This window comes from Enterobacter sp. CPE_E890, assembly GCF_046521475.1.
GTDB classification, from domain to species: Bacteria; Pseudomonadota; Gammaproteobacteria; order Enterobacterales; family Enterobacteriaceae; genus Enterobacter; species Enterobacter adelaidei.
On record NZ_JBKFZW010000001.1, the window covers coordinates 1910076 to 1929937 of the forward strand.

Genomic DNA, 19862 nt, shown 5'->3' on the forward strand with positions numbered 1-19862 from the left:
CTTATCAGGAGTAAGTCATGGCCTTTTCTCAAGCGGTCAGCGGCCTGAATGCTGCGGCCACCAACCTGGACGTCATTGGCAACAACATCGCCAACTCCGCGACCTATGGTTTTAAATCCGGTTCTGCTTCCTTTGCAGACATGTTTGCCGGTTCTAAAGTCGGCCTGGGCGTGAAAGTTGCGGGCATCACTCAGGACTTTACCGACGGCACCACCACCAACACTGGTCGTGGTCTGGACGTCGCCATCAGCCAGAACGGTTTCTTCCGTATGGTTGATTCCAACGGCTCTGTGTTCTACAGCCGTAACGGCCAGTTCAAGCTGGACGAAAACCGCACGCTGGTTAACATGCAGGGCATGCAGCTGACGGGCTACCCGGTAGCGGGTACGCCGCCAACCGTTCAGACCGGTGCGAACCCACAGGCGATTACTATCCCGAATACCCTGATGGCGGCGAAATCGACCACCACCGCGACGCAGCAGATCAACCTAAACTCAACCGATCCTGTTCAAACTGCCCCGTTCGATGCGACTAACCCGGATACCTACAACAAAAAAGGGACCGTGACCGTCTTCGACAGCCAGGGTAACGCCCATAACATGTATGTCTACTACGTTAAGACAGCCAACAATAAATGGGATCTTTACACTCAGGACGGCAGCGTTGCGGGTTCTACAGCAGCGAAAGCGGCGCAGATGAACTTTGATGCGAACGGTAACCTGGCGGGTGTCTATAACTACGACGCTGCGGGTGTGCTGAGCGCAACGCCAAACGCAACCCCTGCAATCAACATCACCACCGGTTCTGTCAGCGGTGCGACGGCGGCGACTTTCTCCCTGAGCTTCCAGAACTCCATGCAGCAGAACACCGGTGCGAACAGCGTGGTGGCAACCAATCAGAACGGCTACAAGCCTGGCGACCTGGTGAGCTACCAGATCAACGACGATGGCACCGTGGTGGGAAGCTACTCTAACGAACAGTCTCAGGTTCTGGGTCAGATCGTACTGGCAAACTTTGCCAACAACGAAGGTCTGAAATCGGAAGGCGATAACGTCTGGTCTGCCAGCCAGTCCTCCGGCGTGGCGCTGCTGGGTACCGCAGGTACCGGTAACTTCGGTAAGCTGACCAACGGCGCGCTGGAAGCCTCCAACGTGGATATGAGTAAAGAACTGGTGAACATGATCGTCGCGCAGCGTAACTATCAGTCGAACGCGCAGACCATCAAAACCCAGGACCAGATCCTCAACACGCTGGTTAACCTGCGTTAAGCGGCTAACAGGAAAGCGCAATGGATCACGCAATATATACCGCGATGGGCGCGGCAAGCCAGACGCTCAATCAGCAAGCCGTTACGGCCAGCAACCTGGCAAACGCCTCGACACCGGGTTTTCGTGCCCAGCTTAATGCGCTGCGCGCGGTGCCGGTTGAAGGGCTTTCCCTGCCAACCCGTACGCTGGTTACGGCATCTACCCCTGGCGCAGATATGACGCCAGGGCAGATGGATTACACGTCACGCCCACTGGATGTTGCCCTGCAGCAGGACGGCTGGCTGGCGGTGCAAACCGCAGACGGCAGCGAAGGCTATACCCGTAACGGCAATATCCAGGTGAGCGCGACGGGCCAGCTGACGATTCAGGGTCATCCGGTGATGGGGGAAGCGGGTCCGCTGACCGTGCCGGAAGGCTCGGAGCTGACTATCGCCGCGGACGGCACCATTTCGGCGCTGAACCCGGGCGATCCGGCCAATACCGTTGCGCCCGTTGGTCGTCTGAAGCTGGTTAAGGCGGAAGGCAAAGAGGTGCAGCGCGGCGATGACGGCATGTTCCGTCTGACCCAGGCGGCTCAGGCGACGCGTGGTGCCACGTTACAGGCCGATCCGAGCATCCGCGTGATGTCCGGCGTTCTGGAAGGCAGCAACGTTAAGCCGGTAGCCGCCATGAGCGACATGATTGCCAGCGCCCGTCGTTTTGAAATGCAGATGAAGATCATCAGCAGCGTGGATGAAAACGCGGGCAAGGCTAACCAACTTCTGGCTATGAGTTAACAGGACTCCTTATGATCAGTTCTTTATGGATCGCGAAAACTGGCCTGGACGCCCAGCAAACCAATATGGACGTGATTGCCAACAACCTGGCAAACGTGAGCACCAATGGTTTCAAGCGTCAGCGCGCCGTTTTCGAAGATTTGCTTTATCAAACCATCCGCCAGCCGGGTGCACAGTCTTCTGAACAGACGACGTTGCCGTCGGGTTTACAGATCGGTACCGGCGTTCGTCCGGTAGCCACCGAGCGTCTGCACAGCCAGGGCAACCTGTCTCAGACCAACAACAGTAAAGACGTGGCGATCAAAGGCCAGGGCTTCTTCCAGGTGCAGCTGCCTGACGGTACCTCTGCCTATACCCGCGACGGTTCGTTCCAGGTCGATCAGAACGGCCAGCTGGTGACGGCGGGCGGTTTCCAGGTTCAGCCTGCGATTACCATCCCGGCGAACGCCCTGAGCATCACCATCGGACGTGACGGTGTGGTCAGCGTGACCCAGCAGGGACAGGCCGCGCCGGTTCAGGTCGGGCAGCTCAACCTGACCACCTTCATGAATGATACTGGTCTGGAAAGCATTGGTGAGAACCTCTACACCGAGACGCAATCCTCCGGTACGCCAAATGAGAGCACCCCGGGCCTGAACGGCGCGGGCCTGCTGTATCAGGGCTATGTTGAAACCTCCAACGTGAACGTGGCGGAAGAGCTGGTGAATATGATCCAGGTCCAGCGCGCGTATGAAATTAACAGTAAAGCAGTGTCGACGACCGACCAGATGCTGCAGAAACTGACGCAACTCTAAGGTGTAGCCCGGTGCGGTAAACGCCGCGCCGGCTCCCTGTTTTCGAAGATGAAGGCAATGCAAAAAAACGCGGCGTTTCGTTATCCGATACTGACTGTTCTGGCTGTCACCCTCAGCGGGTGTGCCTGGATCCCGTCTAAACCTTTGGTCCAGGGTGCGACGACTGCCCAACCCGTTCCTGGCCCCGCGCCAGTGGTAAACGGCTCCATTTTCCAGACCGCGCAGCCGATTAATTACGGCTATCAGCCGCTGTTTGAAGATCGCCGCCCGCGTAACGTCGGCGATACATTGACCATTGTGCTGCAGGAAAACGTCAGCGCGAGCAAGAGCTCGTCGGCGAACGCCAGCCGCGATGGCAAAACCAATTTTGGCTTCGATACCGTGCCACGCTATCTCGAAGGGTTGTTCGGCAACGCGCGTGCTGATGTGAACGCGTCCGGCGGCAATACCTTTAACGGTAAAGGCGGCGCGAACGCCAGCAACACCTTCAGCGGCACGTTGACGGTCACGGTTGACCAGGTTCTGGTTAACGGCAACTTGCACGTTGTGGGTGAAAAACAGATCGCCATCAACCAGGGCACTGAATTCATTCGTTTCTCGGGCGTGGTTAACCCTCGCACGATCAGCGGCACCAACACCGTTCCGTCCACCCAGGTGGCGGATGCGCGCATCGAGTACGTCGGTAACGGCTACATCAACGAAGCGCAAAATATGGGTTGGCTGCAGCGCTTCTTCCTTAATTTATCGCCGATGTAAGCGAGGTGACCCATGTTTAAATCGATCTTCGCCGTGGCGCTGGCGCTGGTGGCAACGTTTGCCCAGGCTGACCGTATTCGCGATCTCACCAGCGTTCAGGGCGTACGCGAAAACTCCCTGATTGGCTATGGCCTGGTGGTCGGTCTGGATGGCACGGGTGACCAGACCACCCAGACGCCTTTCACCACTCAGAGTTTAAACAACATGCTTTCCCAGCTCGGTATTACGGTCCCGGCGGGAACCAACATGCAGCTGAAAAACGTGGCCGCCGTTATGGTTACCGCGTCCTACCCGGCGTTTGCGCGTCAGGGACAGACCATTGACGTGGTGGTCTCCTCAATGGGTAACGCCAAAAGCCTGCGCGGCGGTACGCTGCTGATGACTCCGCTGAAAGGCGTTGACAGCCAGGTCTATGCGCTGGCGCAGGGGAACATTCTGGTTGGCGGTGCGGGTGCATCCGCAGGCGGAAGCAGCGTGCAGGTGAACCAGTTGAACGGTGGACGTATCACTAACGGCGCCATCATTGAGCGTGAGTTGCCGACCCAGTTTGGCGCAGGCAACACCATCAATCTGCAGCTCAATAATGAAGACTTCACCATGGCACAGCAAATTGCCGATACCATCAACCGCAGCCGCGGTTACGGTAATGCAACGGCACTGGATGCGCGCACCGTGCAGATCCGTACCTCAACGGGTAGCAGCAACCAGGTGCGCATGCTGGCAGATATCCAGAATATGGAAGTGAATGTTCCAGTGCAGGATGCGAAGGTGATCATTAACTCCCGTACGGGCTCGGTGGTGATGAACCGGGAAGTTTCTCTGGACAGTTGTGCCGTGGCGCAGGGTAACCTCTCCGTGACGGTGAACCGCTCCGCGAACGTGAGTCAGCCAAATACGCCATTTGGTGGTGGCCAGACGGTGGTGACACCGCAAACGCAGATTGATCTGCGCCAGAGCGGCGGGTCGTTGCAGAGCGTTCGCTCCAGCGCCAACCTGAACAGCGTGGTGCGTGCTCTGAACGCCCTGGGTGCAACGCCGATGGATCTGATGTCCATCCTGCAATCCATGCAAAGCGCGGGCTGTCTGCGTGCCAAACTGGAAATCATCTAATGCTGACCGATAGCAAACTGTTGACCAGTGCCGCCTGGGACGCCCAGTCGCTCAACGAACTGAAAACCAAAGCAGGTAAAGACCCGGCGGCGAATATCCGCCCGGTTGCCCGCCAGGTGGAAGGGATGTTTGTACAGATGATGTTGAAAAGCATGCGTGAAACCCTGCCGAAAGATGGGATGTTCAGCAGCGATTCAACGCGTCTGTACACCAGCATGTATGACCAGCAGATTGCGCAGCAGATGACTGCCGGTAAAGGTCTCGGTCTGGCTGACATGATTGTGAAACAGACCGAGGCCGCGCAAGGTATTCAGCCGCAAGAGCAGACGCAGCAAGTGCCGATGAAGTTCGACCTGGAAACGGTGACCAGTTATCAGAACCAGGCGCTGACGCAGATGGTGCGTAAGGCGATCCCGAAAACAACGGGGGGCGGTGATGAACCCCTCTCCGGCGACAGCAAAGACTTCCTGGCGCAGCTTTCTCTGCCTGCGCGACTTGCCAGTGAACAGAGCGGTGTTCCACACCACCTGATTCTGGCACAGGCCGCGCTGGAATCGGGCTGGGGTCAGCGACAGATCCGCAAGGAAAACGGCGAGCCGAGCTTTAACATCTTCGGCGTGAAGGCGACTTCCGGCTGGAAGGGACCAACCACGGAGATCACGACCACCGAATACGAGAACGGTGCGGCGGTGAAGGTCAAAGCAAAATTCCGCGTTTACAGCTCTTATCTGGAAGCGTTGTCCGATTATGTCGGCCTGCTGAGCCGAAATCCGCGTTATACCGCCGTTACCCAGGCGGCGACGGCGGAGCAGGGGGCTCAGGCTCTGCAAAATGCAGGTTATGCGACCGATCCGAACTATGCGCGTAAGCTCACCAGCATGATCCAGCAGCTGAAATCCATGGGCGAGAAGGTCAGCAAAGCCTATAGCACAGATATTGAAAATCTGTTCTGAAAGTTCTCAAGTCCCGGTGGAGGTTGCCGATAACCTTCATCAGGACTCGTGTCTGAACGTATAAAAGGAACCCCCATGTCCAGTTTGATTAACAGCGCCATGAGTGGCCTCAGTGCTGCGCAGTCGGCACTCAATACCGTCAGTAATAATATTTCAAGCTATAACGTGGCAGGTTACACCCGCCAGACCACGGTGCTGGGCGCGTCTAACAGCACGCTGACCGGCGGTGGCTGGGTGGGTAACGGGGTTTATGTCTCCGGTGTCCAGCGTGAGTATGACGCTTTCATCACCAACCAGTTGCGTGCCGCGCAAACGCAGAGCAGCGGCCTGACGACGCGCTATCAGCAGATGTCAAAAATCGACGATGTGCTGTCCGATACGACCAACTCGCTCTCTACGACGTTGCAGGACTTCTTCAAGAGTCTGCAAACGCTGGTAAGCAACGCGGAAGATCCCGCTGCACGCCAGACGGTGCTGGGAAAAGCGGGCGGTCTGGTCAATCAGTTTAAAACCAACGATCAGTATCTCCGCGATCAGGATACGCAGGTAAATACCGCGATTTCGACCAGCGTTTCTCAGATCAACAACTACGCCAAACAGATTGCGAATCTGAACGATCAGATTTCCCGTCTGACCGGTGTCGGTGCGGGTGCATCGCCAAACGATCTGCTCGACCAGCGCGATCAGCTCGTCAATGAGCTGAACAAAATCGTAGGTGTGGAAGTTTCTGTTCAGGATAGCGGTACGTTTAACATCTCTTTCGGCAACGGTTACAGCCTGGTGCAGGGCAGCAAAGCCAACCAGCTGGCGGCAGTTAAGTCCAGCGCTGATCCGGCTCGTACGACCGTAGCCTACGTCGACGACGTTGCGGGTAATATTGAGATCCCGGAAAAAATGATTACGACCGGCTCTTTAGGCGGTTTGCTGACATTCCGTAATGAAGATCTGGATAAAGCCCGTAACACCCTGAACCAAATGGCACTGGCCTTTGCCGATGCAATGAACACGCAGCATGAAGCCGGTTTTGATGCAAACGGTGATGCGGGCGGTAAGCTGTTCGACTTCGGTACTCCGGCGGTTCTGTCCAATAGCAAGAATGGCGGTTCGGCCGTTGTTACAGCTTCTGTAACGGACAGCAAACAAGTCCAGGCGACAGACTATAAACTGCAATTTAATGGCACCGACTGGACGGTCACCCGTACCTCCGATAAAACCAGCTTTACGATGAGCCCGGATGCAAGCGGCAATCTGTCGTTTGACGGTCTTAACGTCAATGTGAGCGGCACAGCAAACACCAAAGACAGTTTCATTGTGAAGCCTGTTTCCAACGTCATCATGAACATGGATCTGGCAATCAGTGACGAGTCCAAACTGGCGATGGCATCTGTGCAGAACGGCGGTGAGAGTGACAACCGTAACGGTCAAAAACTGCTTGATCTGCAAAACGCCAAAGTGGTGGGTGGAAACAAAACATTCAACGATGCATACGCTTCTCTCGTCAGTACCGTCGGGAGCTCAACGGCGTCACTGAAAGTGAGCAGCCAGACGAAAGCGAATGTGGAAACACAGTTAACTAAGCAGCAGCAGTCCATCTCAGGGGTAAACCTCGACGAAGAGTATGGCAATTTGCAGCGTTATCAGCAGTATTACCTGGCCAATGCACAGGTTCTACAAACTGCCAGTACGCTCTTCGATGCAATTATCAATATTCGCTAAGGTTGAGGTGAAAAATGCGTATTAGCACCCAGATGATGTACGATCAGAACATGCGGGGGATCACCGACTCTCAAAGCAAGTGGCTGAACTACGGCGAGCAAATGTCCACCGGAAAGCGCGTCAATCGTCCGTCGGACGATCCTATCGCGGCGTCGCAGGCAATTGTTCTGTCTCAGGCTCAGGCCCAGAATAGCCAATTCGATCTTGCGCGTACCTTTGCAACGCAGAAAGTATCACTTGAGGAGAGTGTCCTTTCTCAGGTTACAACGGCCATTCAGAGCGCTCAGGAAAAAGTTGTTTATGCGAGGAACGGGACATTAAGTGACAGCGATCGGGCATCGCTGGCGACGGATCTGCAAGGGATTCGCGATCAGCTTATGAACCTGGCCAACAGCACTGACGGTAATGGACGATATATCTTCGCAGGTTATAAGACGGATAATGTCGCGTTTGACCAAACCAGCGGCGATTATATCGGTGGTACTACCCCGATTAACCAGCAGGTGGATTCTGCGCGAAACATGCAGATCAGCCACACTGGCACAGAGGTTTTCGCCACGTTTACCAGCAATGCAACACCGGAGCCGGGTGGTGGAACGCCGGAAAAGAATTTGTTCAAGATACTGGATAATGCTATCACCTCGTTGAACACACCCGTCGGTGACGATCAAACTAAGGTGGATCAGGAGAATGCAGCTATTGATGCTGCAAACCGGGGGTTGCGTAACTCACTTGATAATGTATTAACCGTGCGGGCCGATTTGGGTACCAAGCTTAACGAACTGGATAAACTGAACACGTTGAGTAATGACCGTTCGCTCTCTCAAACTTCGCAAATGAGCGATCTTGTGGACGTTGACTGGAATGCGGCAATTTCCTCTTACACCATGCAGCAGGCGGCCTTGCAGGCGTCTTATAAAGCGTTTAGCGATATGCAGGGCATGTCTCTGTTCCAGCTGAACAAATAACATCTTGACCTCTTAGAACATGTCTTGAAACTGGGCATGTTTTACTGCCCAATCCGTCTGGATTGGGCATTTTTTTATGCAACTTCTGCTGGTGTGGAGGCGACTCGGGCGCTTTCAACCAGACGGATCCCCAGCGCAATGACGCCACAGACGGTTGCCAGAGCGGCCACGCCCGTCCAGCCTGCCAGCGAGTAAATATTACTGCCTAAGGCGGAACCCAGTGCCATGCCGATAAAGATAACGGTAAAGAGCAGAGCATTAAGGCGTCCCCGGGCCTGTGGTTCAAGGCTGTAGACCAGATTCTGATGGGCCACCAGACTGGACTGCAGACCCAGATCGAACCCAACGGCGGAGACAGCAATCAGAATCAACTGCCCGTGAATTCCCAAAGCAGGCATCAGGAACATCAGGGCAAACGAGACGGTCACAAGTAATGCGCCAAGCTGTGTGACTTTTCCGGCTCCCAGTTTATCTGCCAGCCCACCCGCCAGCGGGGCGGCTAATGCACCTGCTGCACCCGCAATACCAAAACCACCGGCTACGGCACTACCCAGGTGATAACGCTCCAGAAGCATAACCGCCAGCGTGGACCAGAAGGCGCTAAAGGCAATCGAGAGAAAACCCTGTGCCAGCGCTGCACGGCGCAATGCCGGATAACGACGCCACAGATGTTCCATAGAACGCATCAGCGCGGGGTAGCTCAGCGTGGAGTGAATGGCGAAACGGGGAAGTACAATCCACATCATCACCCCGATAAACGCAATGCTCACCGCAGCCAGTTGGTACATGACGCGCCAGCCAAAGGCTTCTCCCACCACGCCGCTAACAGTTCTCGACAACAAGATGCCCATCAGCAGCCCCGTCATCACCGTACCCACGGTTTTACCCAGCTTCCCTTCCGGCGCGAGAATAGCCGCCGCCGGAACGATATCTTGTGCCATGGTGGCGGCCATGCCGATAAGTAAACTTGCCAGCAACAGGGAATGGAGTTGCCCGGTCAGGCTACAGCCCAGCAGGAACAGCGCCAGCGCCGCACTTTTAATCAGGATTAACGTCCTGCGGTCATGACGATCGCCCAGTGGCAGAAGGAACAGAATGCCGAGCGCATAACCTGCCTGAGTTAAGGTTGGTACTAACCCCATGCCTTCAATGCTCAGATGAAGATCGGCCCCCATTAGCGGAAGAAGGGGCTGTGCGTAATAGATGGATGCCACGCTAAAGCCAGCGCCCAGCGCCAGCATGAAAATTACCCAGCGGCTGGCTGCGTGGGGGGAAGTCGTTGTGTTCATAAGATGTTCCTCATTCGTCGTGTGGGGCTATTTTTTATCAGTCTGCCTTGCGAGGGTAGCCAGCCCGGTGGTAAAACGCTTATACGTTAAACGTATGTCAGGGAGGTGTATGAAACGAGTTGAGCGTTTAGACAGAGTGGAATTGATGCGAACGTTTGTTCGTATCGTTGAAACCGGGTCGTTATCAGCAGCGGCAAGGCAGCTTTCAACCACTCAGGCCACGGTTAGCCGACGTTTGCAGTCTCTGGAAACCCTGCTGGGGGCTCGCTTGCTGCTGCGTACAACCCATGCGACCCGACTTACTGACGATGGTGAGCGCTGCTATCAACACGCCCGGCGCGTGATTGACAGCTGGCTGGCACTTGAGGATGAAGTCGGACAGGCTGAGGATGAACCGGTGGGGGTATTACGTGTGCGTGCACCGCACGCTTTCGGGCAGGATCAGTTTCTGAAGCCATTAACCGAATTTTTGCATCGTTATCCGCAGTTGTCCGTTGAGTGGATGTTGCATGACAGGTCGGTAGATTTCCTGAGTGACAACATTGATTGCGCGATCCGCGTGGGGGCTGAGGTCGATCCGGCGACGGTATCAGTGCAACTGGCAGAGGTGCCGCGATCCGTCGTGGCATCCCCGGCACTGCTGGCGCGTTTTCCGGAGGTCAAAACGCCAGAGGATTTGCAGGCACTCCCCTGGATCGCCATCAGTACCTTTTATCAGCGGCATATAGAGTTATTTGACGGCTCGGCACAACCAATGCGTATCGCCATTACGCCGCGTCTCACTACTGACAGTTTGTACGTGGCGCGCAATACGGTATTAACCGGGCTGGGTGTCGCAATGGTCTCCAGCTGGACGGTGAAAGAGGATATTGAGGAAGGGCGCCTGATTCATCTTCTTCCTGAGTGGCAACCTGCGGCTCTGCCAGTCCATCTGGTTTATCCCTGGTCGCGATACTATCCGGCGCGTTTACGTCGTTTTCTTGAGATGATGAAGCAGGTGATGCCGGACATTGCCGGAATGAGAAAGCCTGTAAACAAGCAATAAAAAAGCCGACCCGGAGGTCGGCTTTTTACTTGATGCCGTTACTCGACAGAGCGCGGGCGAGTCGCCGGTGCAGTCGCCTGATGCGTTGCACTGTGACCACCTGCTGAGCCTTTGCCTTCGAAATTGAAAGCAGGGCGTACCCAGTCACTGTGACGCGGGGTTTCAGGCACGTACTCAGGTGCCGGAGCGCGCGTCATAGGAGCTGTCGCCACGTGGGCAAAAGCTGGCGCAGACACAACCGGCTCCGGTTTCACCTCAGGTGCTTTCACTTCTTCGGCTGCACGAACAGGTTCAGCGACAATCTCAACATCCTGAACCACATTTTCAGTGACGGTTTCGGCCACGATTTCAGCGGTATCTTCAACAGCAGCAGCAGGCTGTACTTCTTCCGCGACCTCTTCTGCCACTACGGTATCTTCTTCAGCAATCAGCTGCGGTGCAGCATCAACCGGGGTGGCAATCACTTCCGGATGCGTGGTTTCTACCGTCACGGCATGCGGGGTTTCTACCTCAATAGCTTGCGGTTCAACCACGATGGCTGCTTCAGCTACGGCTTCTTCCACTGCTGCGACTGGCGCAATCAACTCTTCTGTCACCACCTGTTGTTCCACAACCTGCTCCGGACGAGCGACCGGGTAGCGGATCCAGACTTTACCGGATGCCATTTCAGGTGATGCGCATGCCACGGCTAATGGCATTGGTGACTGAGCAGGGTAGCGCTCATCACGATAACGACGGCGACGCTGCCCGCTGACGCGCAGATGGCGTGGAGAACGACGTGAACGGCGAGGCATACCGGCATTATCGCGGTTTTCACCGTTTTCATCCTGCTCAACCGTGTTTTCTACCACAGCAGGCAGATCAACTTTTGCCAGTTGGGTACCGGTTGCGCTCTCGCTTGTTTCAGCGGCGACAATGGCTGACTCTTCGGTAGCTTCGGTGGCAAAGCGAACTTTCTGAGTAAGCTGGCGCTGCTTGCGACGCGGCATAACCTGAGTCCGTTCTTCCTGCTCACCGTCCTGCTGTTCAACAGGCTCTTCGCGGTTCAGGTTTTTGACTTCCTGCTGCGCCTGACGTTTCTCGTCGTTACGACGACGGTTACGCTCGCGACGTGGCTGCTGGTCGTCACGCTGTTTGCTCTTCTCAGACTCATCGCCCGCCTGCTGGCGAATTTCACGATCTTCAACATTTTGCTGTTGTTTCTCGCGACGGTTGCGACGGTTGTCTTCGCGTTGTTCACGGCCTTCACCGTTGTCTGAACGGTTGTCACGACGCTCGCTGCGGTCATTACGGTCGTTGCGGTCATTACGATCGCGGCGATTGTTCTGACGCTTACGACGGTCCTGCTGACGCTCAGGCTTGGTCGCTTTAGGCTCTTCTTTCGGTTGCTCTGGTTGAGCTTCCTCGCCGGCAAACATTTTCTTCAACGCGCCAAAGAAGCGGCTCAGAAGACCTGGTTGGTCCGGTTGGGTTTTTTCCACTGTGGCTGCTGATTTCTGTGCTGCAGGTTTTGCAGCAGGTTTTTCCAGCGCCGTTTCAGGTGGTGCTTCAGGCATGATAAAGGTGGCTAACGCAGGTTGCTCAGGCAATTTGCGCTCGGCAGGCTCTTCATCGGAAGGCAGAGCCATCTCTTCTTCATGCAGCTTCGGCAGCAGGTAGCTGAGCGTGGTTGTCTCTTCGCCTTTACGGACACGCAGCACATGATAGTGCGGGGTTTCCATCTGATCGTTTGGCACGATAATGCAGCGAACACCACCCTGACGTGCTTCGATGGCACTAACCGCTGCACGTTTTTCGTTCAGCAGGTAGGACGCAATTGGCACAGGCACAATGGCGTGAACCTCTTTGGTGTTCTCTTTCAGTGCTTCTTCTTCGATCAGACGCAGGATAGAGAGGGACAGAGATTCGTTATCACGGACGGTACCGGTGCCGGAGCAGCGCGGGCAGACATGATGGCTGGATTCACCCAGTGACGGGCTCAGACGCTGACGGGACATCTCCAGCAAACCGAAACGCGAGATATGACTAATCTGGATGCGCGCACGGTCCTGACGCACCGCTTCACGCAGACGGTTTTCAACCGCGCGCTGGTGACGAACCGGGGTCATGTCGATGAAGTCGATAACAATCAGACCACCCAGGTCGCGCAGGCGGAGCTGGCGGGCGATTTCATCAGCGGCTTCAAGGTTGGTATTGAAGGCAGTCTCTTCGATATCGCCGCCGCGTGTTGCACGCGCGGAGTTGATATCGATAGCGGTCAGCGCTTCAGTGGTATCAATAACGATAGAACCACCGGATGGCAGACGCACTTCACGCTGGAAGGCAGACTCAATCTGGGATTCAATCTGATAATGGCTGAACAGCGGGATTTCACCGGTGTACAGTTTAATTTTGCTGGTGAAATCCGGACGACCCAGTGCAGCGATGTGCTGGCGAGCCAGCTCAAGCACTTTCGGGTTATCAATCAGAATTTCGCCGATGTCCTGACGCAGATAGTCACGGAAAGCACGCACGATGACGTTACTTTCCTGGTGGATCAGGAATGGAGCAGGGCGGCTTTCCGCTGCTTTCTGGATGGCTTCCCAGTGCTTCAGACGGAAACTCAGGTCCCACTGCAATGCTTCGGCTGATTTACCTACGCCTGCAGTACGCACGATAAGCCCCATGCCATCAGGCAATTCGAGGCTAGCCAGCGCTTCTTTCAGCTCGGTACGGTCATCACCTTCGATACGGCGAGAGATACCACCCGCGCGCGGGTTGTTTGGCATCAGAACCAGATAGCTCCCTGCCAGGCTGATAAAGGTAGTCAGTGCGGCGCCTTTATTGCCACGCTCTTCTTTATCAATCTGAACGATAACTTCCTGACCTTCACGCAGAACATCTTTGATGTTTGGACGGCCATGGGAGTTATAGTTTGCAGGGAAATATTCGCGGGCGATTTCTTTCAGAGGGAGAAAACCGTGACGCTCAGCACCGTAATCGACAAATGCAGCTTCAAGGCTTGGTTCAATGCGGGTGATTTTACCTTTGTAAATGTTCGCTTTTTTCTGTTCGTGTCCAGGACTTTCGATATCCAGATCGTACAGGCGCTGCCCATCCACAAGGGCGACACGCAACTCTTCTTGCTGAGTTGCGTTGATTAACATTCTTTTCATCGTAACTTACTCGTTATTCTTACATTGACGACAAAGCTGCGGGCAAGGTGACGCTTTCCGGGGTATGAACCGATGGCCTCGTGTCTATTCACGTCGCCAACCTCACGGTTGTCGCTCGCTTAAGAGGCGCAGAGTGTCGGTTGCCTGTATTTCATACGGAAACACAGCGCAATTATCAGGGGAATTGCCTGGGTAGAACTCTCCAGAGAACAATCCTTATACCGGGAAGTACTGCAACCCGCAGCCCGCTAACTGCCTGAAAGATCAATACGTCTTACGCCATTGCTGCGTGGATGATCGGTCAGACAAAATTGGTCATTCCGTCAACATCCTTACAAAACCTGGATTAAACACGGAAAACGGATTCATTATTCCACTGCTCGCCGGGTTATAGCAAGATGACTTTTACCAATTATCACCCGGTTACTCACAGTTTCTTCACTTCTGAATGGTGATTGGTTTAATAACCACCAAATCGGTTGCGCGAAACGGGGGGACAGGCCGGATAAAAGTAAATATAAGCATAGAAAAATGAGTGGCGCTAATGGCTGACGATATTTAGAATCGCCAACCATGAAAACAGAGACTCCAGCCGTAAAAATGGTTGCCATCGCCGAAGATGAAGCGGGGCAACGTATCGACAACTTTTTGCGCACTCAACTGAAAGGTGTGCCAAAGAGTATGATCTACCGTATCTTGCGTAAGGGTGAGGTGCGGGTTAATAAAAAGCGCGTGAAACCTGAGTATAAGCTCGAAGCTGGCGATGAAGTGCGTATTCCGCCAGTGCGCGTTGCAGAACGTGAAGAAGAGGTCGTTTCACCTAAGCTACAAAAAGTCGCGGCCCTGAGCGATGTGATCCTTTATGAGGATGACTACATTCTGGTGCTAAATAAACCGTCAGGGACTGCTGTTCATGGTGGTAGCGGTCTGAGCTTCGGCGTGATTGAAGGGCTGCGAGCCCTTCGTCCGGAGGCGCGTTTCCTCGAACTGGTGCACCGCCTTGACCGTGACACGTCCGGCGTACTGCTGGTGGCGAAAAAACGCTCTGCACTGCGTTCTTTACATGAGCAATTGCGTGAAAAAGGGATGCAGAAAGATTATCTGGCGCTGGTTCGCGGTCAGTGGCAGTCCCATGTGAAAGTGGTGCAGGCGCCATTGCTGAAAAACATTCTGCAAAGCGGCGAGCGTATTGTCCGCGTGAGCCAGGAAGGGAAACCGTCAGAGACGCGTTTCAAAGTTGAAGAGCGCTATGAGTTTGCCACACTGGTGCGCTGCAGTCCGGTGACCGGTCGTACCCACCAGATCCGCGTGCATACCCAGTTTGCAGGCCATCCTATCGCGTTTGATGATCGCTATGGCGATCGGGAGTTCGATAAGCAGCTGGCGGGCACGGGGCTGTCTCGTCTGTTCCTGCATGCGGCAGCGCTGAAGTTTACTCATCCAAATACGGGCGAAACCATCCGTATTGAAGCACCGCTGGATGACCAGTTAAAGCGCTGTCTGAAGGTTCTGCGCGGCTGATTTTGCCTGGTGCCCTCTCTCTGTGGGGGGCACCAGGACGCAATGGTTTTATCACGACGTCAGCGGATTACACGCTTCTCGCCTTAACATCTGACACAAGGCAATCAGCGGTAACCCAACCAGCGTGTTCGGGTCTCGACCTTCGAGTTTGTCGAACAGCGCAATCCCCAATCCTTCACTTTTAAAGCTCCCCGCACAGTTCAACGGTCGCTCACGACGCACATAATCCACAATCTCTTGCTCGCTGAGATGGCGGAAGTGCACATCGAAAGGCTCGCACTCCGTTTGCAGATGGCCAGAGGCCGAGTTGTACAGCGCCAGGCCCGTATAAAAGGTGACGAAATTACCGCGTGCGCTCATCAGCTGCTGAATGGCATTCTCTTCGGTGTGAGGTTTCCCGGTGATAACGCCGTCAAGCACGCAAACCTGATCGGAGCCTATAATCAAATGCGAAGGATAATGTGCGGCGAGCGATTGTGCTTTCTCCTTAGCAAGACGCGTCACCAAATGACGCGGTGATTCGCCAGGCTGTGGCGTCTCATCAACGTCTGGTGCAGCACATTCAAACGGGATCCCGAGCTTTTCCAGCAGCATTCGGCGGTAGGGAGAAGTGGAAGCAAGTACGAGATTTGGCATATTTTTATCACCAGATATAGCGTATCGATGCCAGCCATTTTAAACTACAGGCCGCAATGTGTGCGAATAATTGGCAAAAGGCAGCCCAGGTTGCCTTTTTCTTTGACTATATGACGTTACAAAGTTAATATGCGCGCCCTATGCAAAAGGTAAAATTACCCCTGACTCTTGATCCGGTTCGTACGGCTCAAAAACGCCTCGATTACGAAGGTATCTATACTTCCGATCAGGCCGAGCGTATTGCCGAATCCGTAGTCAGTGTGGACAGTGATGTAGAATGCTCCATGTCGTTCGCTATCGATAACCAGCGTCTCGCCGTTTTAACCGGTGATGCAAAGGTAACGGTAACGCTCGAGTGTCAGCGTTGCGGGAAACCGTTTGTACAGCATGTTCACACAACGTATTGTTTCAGTCCGGTTCGTTCTGACGAACAGGCTGAAGCACTCCCGGAAGCGTATGAGCCGATTGAGGTTAACGAATTCGGTGAAATCGATCTTCTGGCTCTGGTTGAAGATGAAATCATCCTCACCTTGCCAGTGGTTCCGGTGCATGATTCTGAACACTGTGAAGTGTCCGAGGCGGACATGGTCTTTGGGGAACTGCCTGATGAAGCGCAAAAACCAAACCCATTTGCCGTATTAGCCAGCTTAAAGCGTAAGTAATTGAGGAGTAAGGTCCATGGCCGTACAACAGAATAAACCAACCCGTTCCAAACGTGGCATGCGTCGTTCCCATGACGCGCTGACTGCAGTTACCAGCCTGTCTGTAGACAAGACTTCTGGTGAGAAACACCTGCGTCACCACATCACCGCTGACGGTTTCTACCGCGGCCGCAAGGTTATCACTAAGTAATCACGCGCAAGCGTGATGAAGCTTAGTGAGGATTTCCCCGTGCAAACGGGGAATTTACCGAACCAGGCTGCGACGATACCTTGACACGTCTAACCCTGGCGTTAGATGTCATGGGGGGAGATTTTGGCCCTTCTGTGACAGTGCCTGCAGCATTGCAGGCACTGAATTCTAATTCGCAACTCACACTTCTTTTAGTCGGCAATCCCGACACAATCACGCCATTACTTGCAAAAGCTGACTTTGAACAACGTTCGCGTCTGCAGATTATTCCTGCGCAGTCAGTTATTGCCAGTGATGCCCGGCCCTCGCAGGCGATTCGCAATAGCCGTGGTAGCTCAATGCGGATGGCGCTTGAGCTGGTGAAAGAAGGGCGAGCGCAGGCTTGCGTCAGTGCGGGAAATACCGGTGCGCTGATGGGGCTGTCGAAATTGTTGCTCAAGCCTATTGAGGGTATTGAGCGCCCGGCGCTGGTGACGGTATTACCGCATCAACAGAAGGGCAAGACAGTGGTGCTCGATTTGGGCGCTAATGTCGACTGTGATAGTACAATGCTGGCTCAGTTTGCCGTGATGGGTTCGGTGCTGGCAGAAGAAGTGGTCGGGATCAACAATCCCCGTGTTGCGTTACTGAACATTGGTGAAGAAGAGACCAAAGGCCTGGACAGCATTCGCGAAGCTGCAGAATTGCTCAAACAGGTTCCTTCCATCAACTATATTGGTTATCTCGAAGCCAATGAGTTGCTGACGGGTAAAACGGATGTTCTGGTGTGCGATGGCTTCACCGGAAACGTAACGTTAAAGACCATGGAAGGGGTCGTGCGCATGTTTCTTTCTCTGCTGAAATCTCAAGGAGAAGGCAAAAAAAGCGCCTGGTGGTTGATTTTATTGAAGCGTTGGTTACAAAAAAGCCTGACGCGGCGATTCAGTCACCTCAACCCCGACCAGTATAATGGCGCCTGTCTGTTAGGATTGCGCGGCATCGTGATTAAGAGTCATGGCGCCGCCAATCAGCGAGCATTTTCTGTCGCCATTGAACAGGCAGTGCAGGCGGTGCAGCGACAAGTCCCTCAGCGGATTGCCGCTCGCCTGGAATCTGTATTAGCTAAAAGTGACTGAGCGTACATGTATACGAAGATTTTAGGTACCGGCAGCTACCTGCCAAAACAAGTGCGTACCAACGCCGATCTGGAAAAAATGGTAGATACGTCTGACGAGTGGATTGTCACGCGCACAGGTATCCGTGAACGTCGTATCGCCGCGCCAGACGAAACCGTGTCCACCATGGGTTACGAAGCCGCACAGCGTGCTATCGAAATGGCGGGCATCGATAAAGAAGAGATTGGCCTGATCGTGGTCGCCACGACGTCAGCCACGCATGCTTTCCCAAGCGCGGCGTGCCAGGTGCAAAACATGCTCGGCATTAAGGGCTGTCCGGCGTTTGACGTCGCTGCTGCGTGTGCAGGTTTCACCTATGCGCTGAGCGTTGCCGATCAGTATGTTAAATCCGGTGCAGTGAACTATGCGCTGGTCATTGGTGCTGACGTGCTGGCGCGTACCTGCGATCCAACCGATCGCGGTACGATCATTATTTTTGGTGATGGTGCGGGTGCGGTACTGCTGGGTCAGTCCGAAGAGCCGGGCATCATCTCCACGCATCTGCATGCCGATGGAAGCTACGGTGAATTGCTGACGCTGCCTAACGCCGATCGCGTTAACCCGGATAACTCCATTTACCTGACAATGGCGGGTAATGAAGTCTTCAAGGTAGCGGTGACTGAGCTTGCGCACATTGTTGACGAGACGCTGGAAGCCAATAACCTTGAACGCACCGCACTCGACTGGCTGGTGCCGCATCAGGCGAACCTGCGAATCATCAGCGCGACCGCTAAAAAGCTGGGCATGTCGATGGATAACGTTGTGGTGACGCTGGATCGTCACGGCAACACCTCTGCGGCATCGGTACCGTGCGCATTTGATGAAGCGGTACGTGATGGACGAATTAAACGGGGCCAACTGGTCTTGCTTGAAGCCTTCGGTGGTGGGTTCACCTGGGGTTCCGCGCTGGTTCGTTTCTAGGATAAGGAATAAAAAATGACGCAATTTGCTTTTGTGTTCCCGGGCCAGGGATCTCAAACCGTTGGGATGTTGTCTGAAATGGCAGCAAACTATCCGGTAATTGAAGAGACTTTCCGTGAAGCTTCAGATGCACTGGGTTATGATCTGTGGGCACTGACTCAACAGGGGCCGGCTGAAGAACTGAACAAAACCTGGCAGACTCAGCCAGCGCTGCTGACTGCATCCGTTGCGCTGTGGCGTGTCTGGCAGCAGCAGGGCGGTAAAGCGCCAGCGCTGCTCGCGGGTCACAGCCTGGGTGAATACTCTGCGCTGGTGTGTGCCGGTGTGATCGCGTTTGCTGATGCGGTACGTCTGGTGGAACTGCGCGGTAAATTCATGCAGGAAGCTGTACCAGAAGGCACGGGTGGCATGTCTGCCATCATCGGCCTTGATGATGCCGCCATTGCGAAAGCCTGTGAAGAATCAGCCGAAGGTCAGGTCGTTTCTCCGGTTAACTTCAACTCGCCGGGCCAGGTGGTTATCGCCGGTCATAAAGAAGCGGTTGAACGTGCGGGTGCTGCCTGTAAAGCCGCGGGCGCGAAGCGTGCTCTGCCACTGCCAGTGAGCGTGCCGTCACACTGTGCGCTGATGAAGCCTGCTGCCGACAAACTGGCGGTTGAGCTGAAAAAAATTACGTTTAACGCACCGACAATTTCCGTTGTGAATAACGTCGATGTGAAATGCGAAACAGCGCCGGACGCCATCCGTGACGCGTTGATTCGCCAGCTCTACAGCCCGGTACAGTGGACCAAAACCGTTGAGTTTATGGCGTCACAGGGCGTTGAGCATCTGTATGAAGTCGGTCCAGGTAAAGTCCTCACCGGTCTGACAAAACGTATTGTTGACACCCTGACAGCTTCGGCGATTAACGAGCCAGAAGCGATGTCAGCGGCACTCTCGCAATAAAAG

18 protein-coding genes are annotated in these 19862 nt (G+C 54.6%); 15 read left to right on the forward strand and 3 right to left on the reverse strand.

What is annotated here, in order from left to right; translation table 11 throughout:
- The first annotated feature begins 17 nt into the window (after positions 1-17).
- From flgE to flgL, 8 genes are all read left to right on the forward strand, one after another.
- On the forward strand, positions 18-1268 hold the full coding sequence (gene flgE / locus ACLHV9_RS09430; protein ID WP_028019062.1) for a flagellar hook protein FlgE: 1251 nt from the start codon (positions 18-20) through the stop codon (positions 1266-1268).
- A 20-nt stretch (positions 1269-1288) separates the two neighbouring features.
- Entirely contained in the window at positions 1289-2044 is a 756-nt protein-coding gene (locus ACLHV9_RS09435; protein ID WP_023311138.1) for a flagellar basal body rod protein FlgF, read from the forward strand.
- A gap of 11 nt (positions 2045-2055) precedes the next feature.
- A complete protein-coding gene (gene flgG, locus ACLHV9_RS09440; RefSeq protein WP_008500810.1) occupies positions 2056-2838 on the forward strand; it encodes a flagellar basal-body rod protein FlgG in 783 nt (260 codons plus the stop codon).
- 57 nt (positions 2839-2895) lie between these two features.
- A complete protein-coding gene (gene flgH, locus ACLHV9_RS09445; RefSeq protein WP_032666985.1) occupies positions 2896-3594 on the forward strand; it encodes a flagellar basal body L-ring protein FlgH in 699 nt (232 codons plus the stop codon).
- Positions 3595-3606: 12 nt separating this feature from the next.
- Positions 3607-4704, forward strand: a complete 1098-nt coding sequence (locus ACLHV9_RS09450) for a flagellar basal body P-ring protein FlgI (protein WP_028019060.1) — start codon at positions 3607-3609, stop codon at positions 4702-4704.
- Entirely contained in the window at positions 4704-5657 is a 954-nt protein-coding gene (flgJ, locus tag ACLHV9_RS09455) for a flagellar assembly peptidoglycan hydrolase FlgJ (RefSeq protein WP_049007893.1), read from the forward strand. Before ACLHV9_RS09450 ends, flgJ begins: the two co-directional genes overlap by 1 nt.
- Positions 5658-5732: 75 nt before the next feature.
- Positions 5733-7373, forward strand: a complete 1641-nt coding sequence (gene flgK / locus ACLHV9_RS09460; protein ID WP_108090223.1) for a flagellar hook-associated protein FlgK — start codon at positions 5733-5735, stop codon at positions 7371-7373.
- A gap of 14 nt (positions 7374-7387) precedes the next feature.
- Complete coding sequence (gene flgL, locus ACLHV9_RS09465; protein ID WP_028019057.1) at positions 7388-8341, forward strand: flagellar hook-associated protein FlgL; 954 nt, start codon at positions 7388-7390, stop codon at positions 8339-8341.
- 74 nt (positions 8342-8415) lie between these two features.
- On the opposite strand, the gene ACLHV9_RS09470 is transcribed toward flgL, so the two are convergent.
- A complete protein-coding gene (locus ACLHV9_RS09470; RefSeq protein WP_028019056.1) occupies positions 8416-9630 on the reverse strand; it encodes an MFS transporter in 1215 nt (404 codons plus the stop codon).
- 109 nt (positions 9631-9739) lie between these two features.
- Here ACLHV9_RS09470 and ACLHV9_RS09475 point away from each other — a divergent pair, with 109 nt between their 5' ends.
- Entirely contained in the window at positions 9740-10675 is a 936-nt protein-coding gene (locus tag ACLHV9_RS09475) for a LysR family transcriptional regulator (RefSeq protein WP_176691068.1), read from the forward strand.
- 38 nt (positions 10676-10713) lie between these two features.
- Here the strand turns inward: ACLHV9_RS09475 and rne are convergent, their stop codons facing one another.
- Positions 10714-13830, reverse strand: coding sequence for a ribonuclease E (gene rne / locus ACLHV9_RS09480; RefSeq protein WP_108090221.1), 3117 nt, complete (start codon positions 13828-13830; stop codon positions 10714-10716).
- 573 nt (positions 13831-14403) lie between these two features.
- Between rne and rluC the strand changes: the two genes are divergently transcribed.
- Complete coding sequence (gene rluC / locus ACLHV9_RS09485) at positions 14404-15351, forward strand: 23S rRNA pseudouridine(955/2504/2580) synthase RluC (protein WP_028019053.1); 948 nt, start codon at positions 14404-14406, stop codon at positions 15349-15351.
- A 51-nt stretch (positions 15352-15402) separates the two neighbouring features.
- Here rluC and ACLHV9_RS09490 read toward each other — a convergent pair whose 3' ends face one another.
- Positions 15403-15987 carry a Maf family protein gene (locus tag ACLHV9_RS09490; protein ID WP_407220389.1) on the reverse strand — a complete coding sequence of 195 codons (585 nt, stop codon included), beginning with the start codon at positions 15985-15987 and terminating at the stop codon, positions 15403-15405.
- A gap of 140 nt (positions 15988-16127) precedes the next feature.
- Between ACLHV9_RS09490 and yceD the strand changes: the two genes are divergently transcribed.
- From yceD to fabD, 5 genes are all read left to right on the forward strand, one after another.
- Positions 16128-16649, forward strand: a complete 522-nt coding sequence (gene yceD, locus ACLHV9_RS09495) for a 23S rRNA accumulation protein YceD (RefSeq protein ID WP_014883375.1) — start codon at positions 16128-16130, stop codon at positions 16647-16649.
- 16 nt (positions 16650-16665) lie between these two features.
- Positions 16666-16839, forward strand: coding sequence for a 50S ribosomal protein L32 (rpmF, locus tag ACLHV9_RS09500; RefSeq protein ID WP_003857964.1), 174 nt, complete (start codon positions 16666-16668; stop codon positions 16837-16839).
- 80 nt (positions 16840-16919) lie between these two features.
- Entirely contained in the window at positions 16920-17954 is a 1035-nt protein-coding gene (gene plsX / locus ACLHV9_RS09505; protein WP_108090219.1) for a phosphate acyltransferase PlsX, read from the forward strand.
- Between the two features lie 6 nt (positions 17955-17960).
- Positions 17961-18914 (forward strand): beta-ketoacyl-ACP synthase III, encoded by a 954-nt coding sequence (locus ACLHV9_RS09510; RefSeq protein WP_108090218.1) that lies wholly within the window; start codon positions 17961-17963, stop codon positions 18912-18914.
- A gap of 15 nt (positions 18915-18929) precedes the next feature.
- Positions 18930-19859, forward strand: a complete 930-nt coding sequence (fabD, locus tag ACLHV9_RS09515) for an ACP S-malonyltransferase (RefSeq protein WP_028019049.1) — start codon at positions 18930-18932, stop codon at positions 19857-19859.
- Positions 19860-19862: the final 3 nt, after the last annotated feature.

Coding starts and splice junctions, on each gene's coding strand:
- flgE (WP_028019062.1), top strand. CDS start 18: ATGGCCTTTTCTCAAGCGGTCAGCGGCCTGAATGCTGCGGCCACCAAC.
- ACLHV9_RS09435 (WP_023311138.1), top strand. CDS start 1,289: ATGGATCACGCAATATATACCGCGATGGGCGCGGCAAGCCAGACGCTC.
- flgG (WP_008500810.1), top strand. CDS start 2,056: ATGATCAGTTCTTTATGGATCGCGAAAACTGGCCTGGACGCCCAGCAA.
- flgH (WP_032666985.1), top strand. CDS start 2,896: ATGCAAAAAAACGCGGCGTTTCGTTATCCGATACTGACTGTTCTGGCT.
- ACLHV9_RS09450 (WP_028019060.1), top strand. CDS start 3,607: ATGTTTAAATCGATCTTCGCCGTGGCGCTGGCGCTGGTGGCAACGTTT.
- flgJ (WP_049007893.1), top strand. CDS start 4,704: ATGCTGACCGATAGCAAACTGTTGACCAGTGCCGCCTGGGACGCCCAG.
- flgK (WP_108090223.1), top strand. CDS start 5,733: ATGTCCAGTTTGATTAACAGCGCCATGAGTGGCCTCAGTGCTGCGCAG.
- flgL (WP_028019057.1), top strand. CDS start 7,388: ATGCGTATTAGCACCCAGATGATGTACGATCAGAACATGCGGGGGATC.
- ACLHV9_RS09470 (WP_028019056.1), bottom strand. CDS start 9,630: ATGAACACAACGACTTCCCCCCACGCAGCCAGCCGCTGGGTAATTTTC.
- ACLHV9_RS09475 (WP_176691068.1), top strand. CDS start 9,740: ATGAAACGAGTTGAGCGTTTAGACAGAGTGGAATTGATGCGAACGTTT.
- rne (WP_108090221.1), bottom strand. CDS start 13,830: ATGAAAAGAATGTTAATCAACGCAACTCAGCAAGAAGAGTTGCGTGTC.
- rluC (WP_028019053.1), top strand. CDS start 14,404: ATGAAAACAGAGACTCCAGCCGTAAAAATGGTTGCCATCGCCGAAGAT.
- ACLHV9_RS09490 (WP_407220389.1), bottom strand. CDS start 15,987: ATGCCAAATCTCGTACTTGCTTCCACTTCTCCCTACCGCCGAATGCTG.
- yceD (WP_014883375.1), top strand. CDS start 16,128: ATGCAAAAGGTAAAATTACCCCTGACTCTTGATCCGGTTCGTACGGCT.
- rpmF (WP_003857964.1), top strand. CDS start 16,666: ATGGCCGTACAACAGAATAAACCAACCCGTTCCAAACGTGGCATGCGT.
- ACLHV9_RS09510 (WP_108090218.1), top strand. CDS start 17,961: ATGTATACGAAGATTTTAGGTACCGGCAGCTACCTGCCAAAACAAGTG.
- fabD (WP_028019049.1), top strand. CDS start 18,930: ATGACGCAATTTGCTTTTGTGTTCCCGGGCCAGGGATCTCAAACCGTT.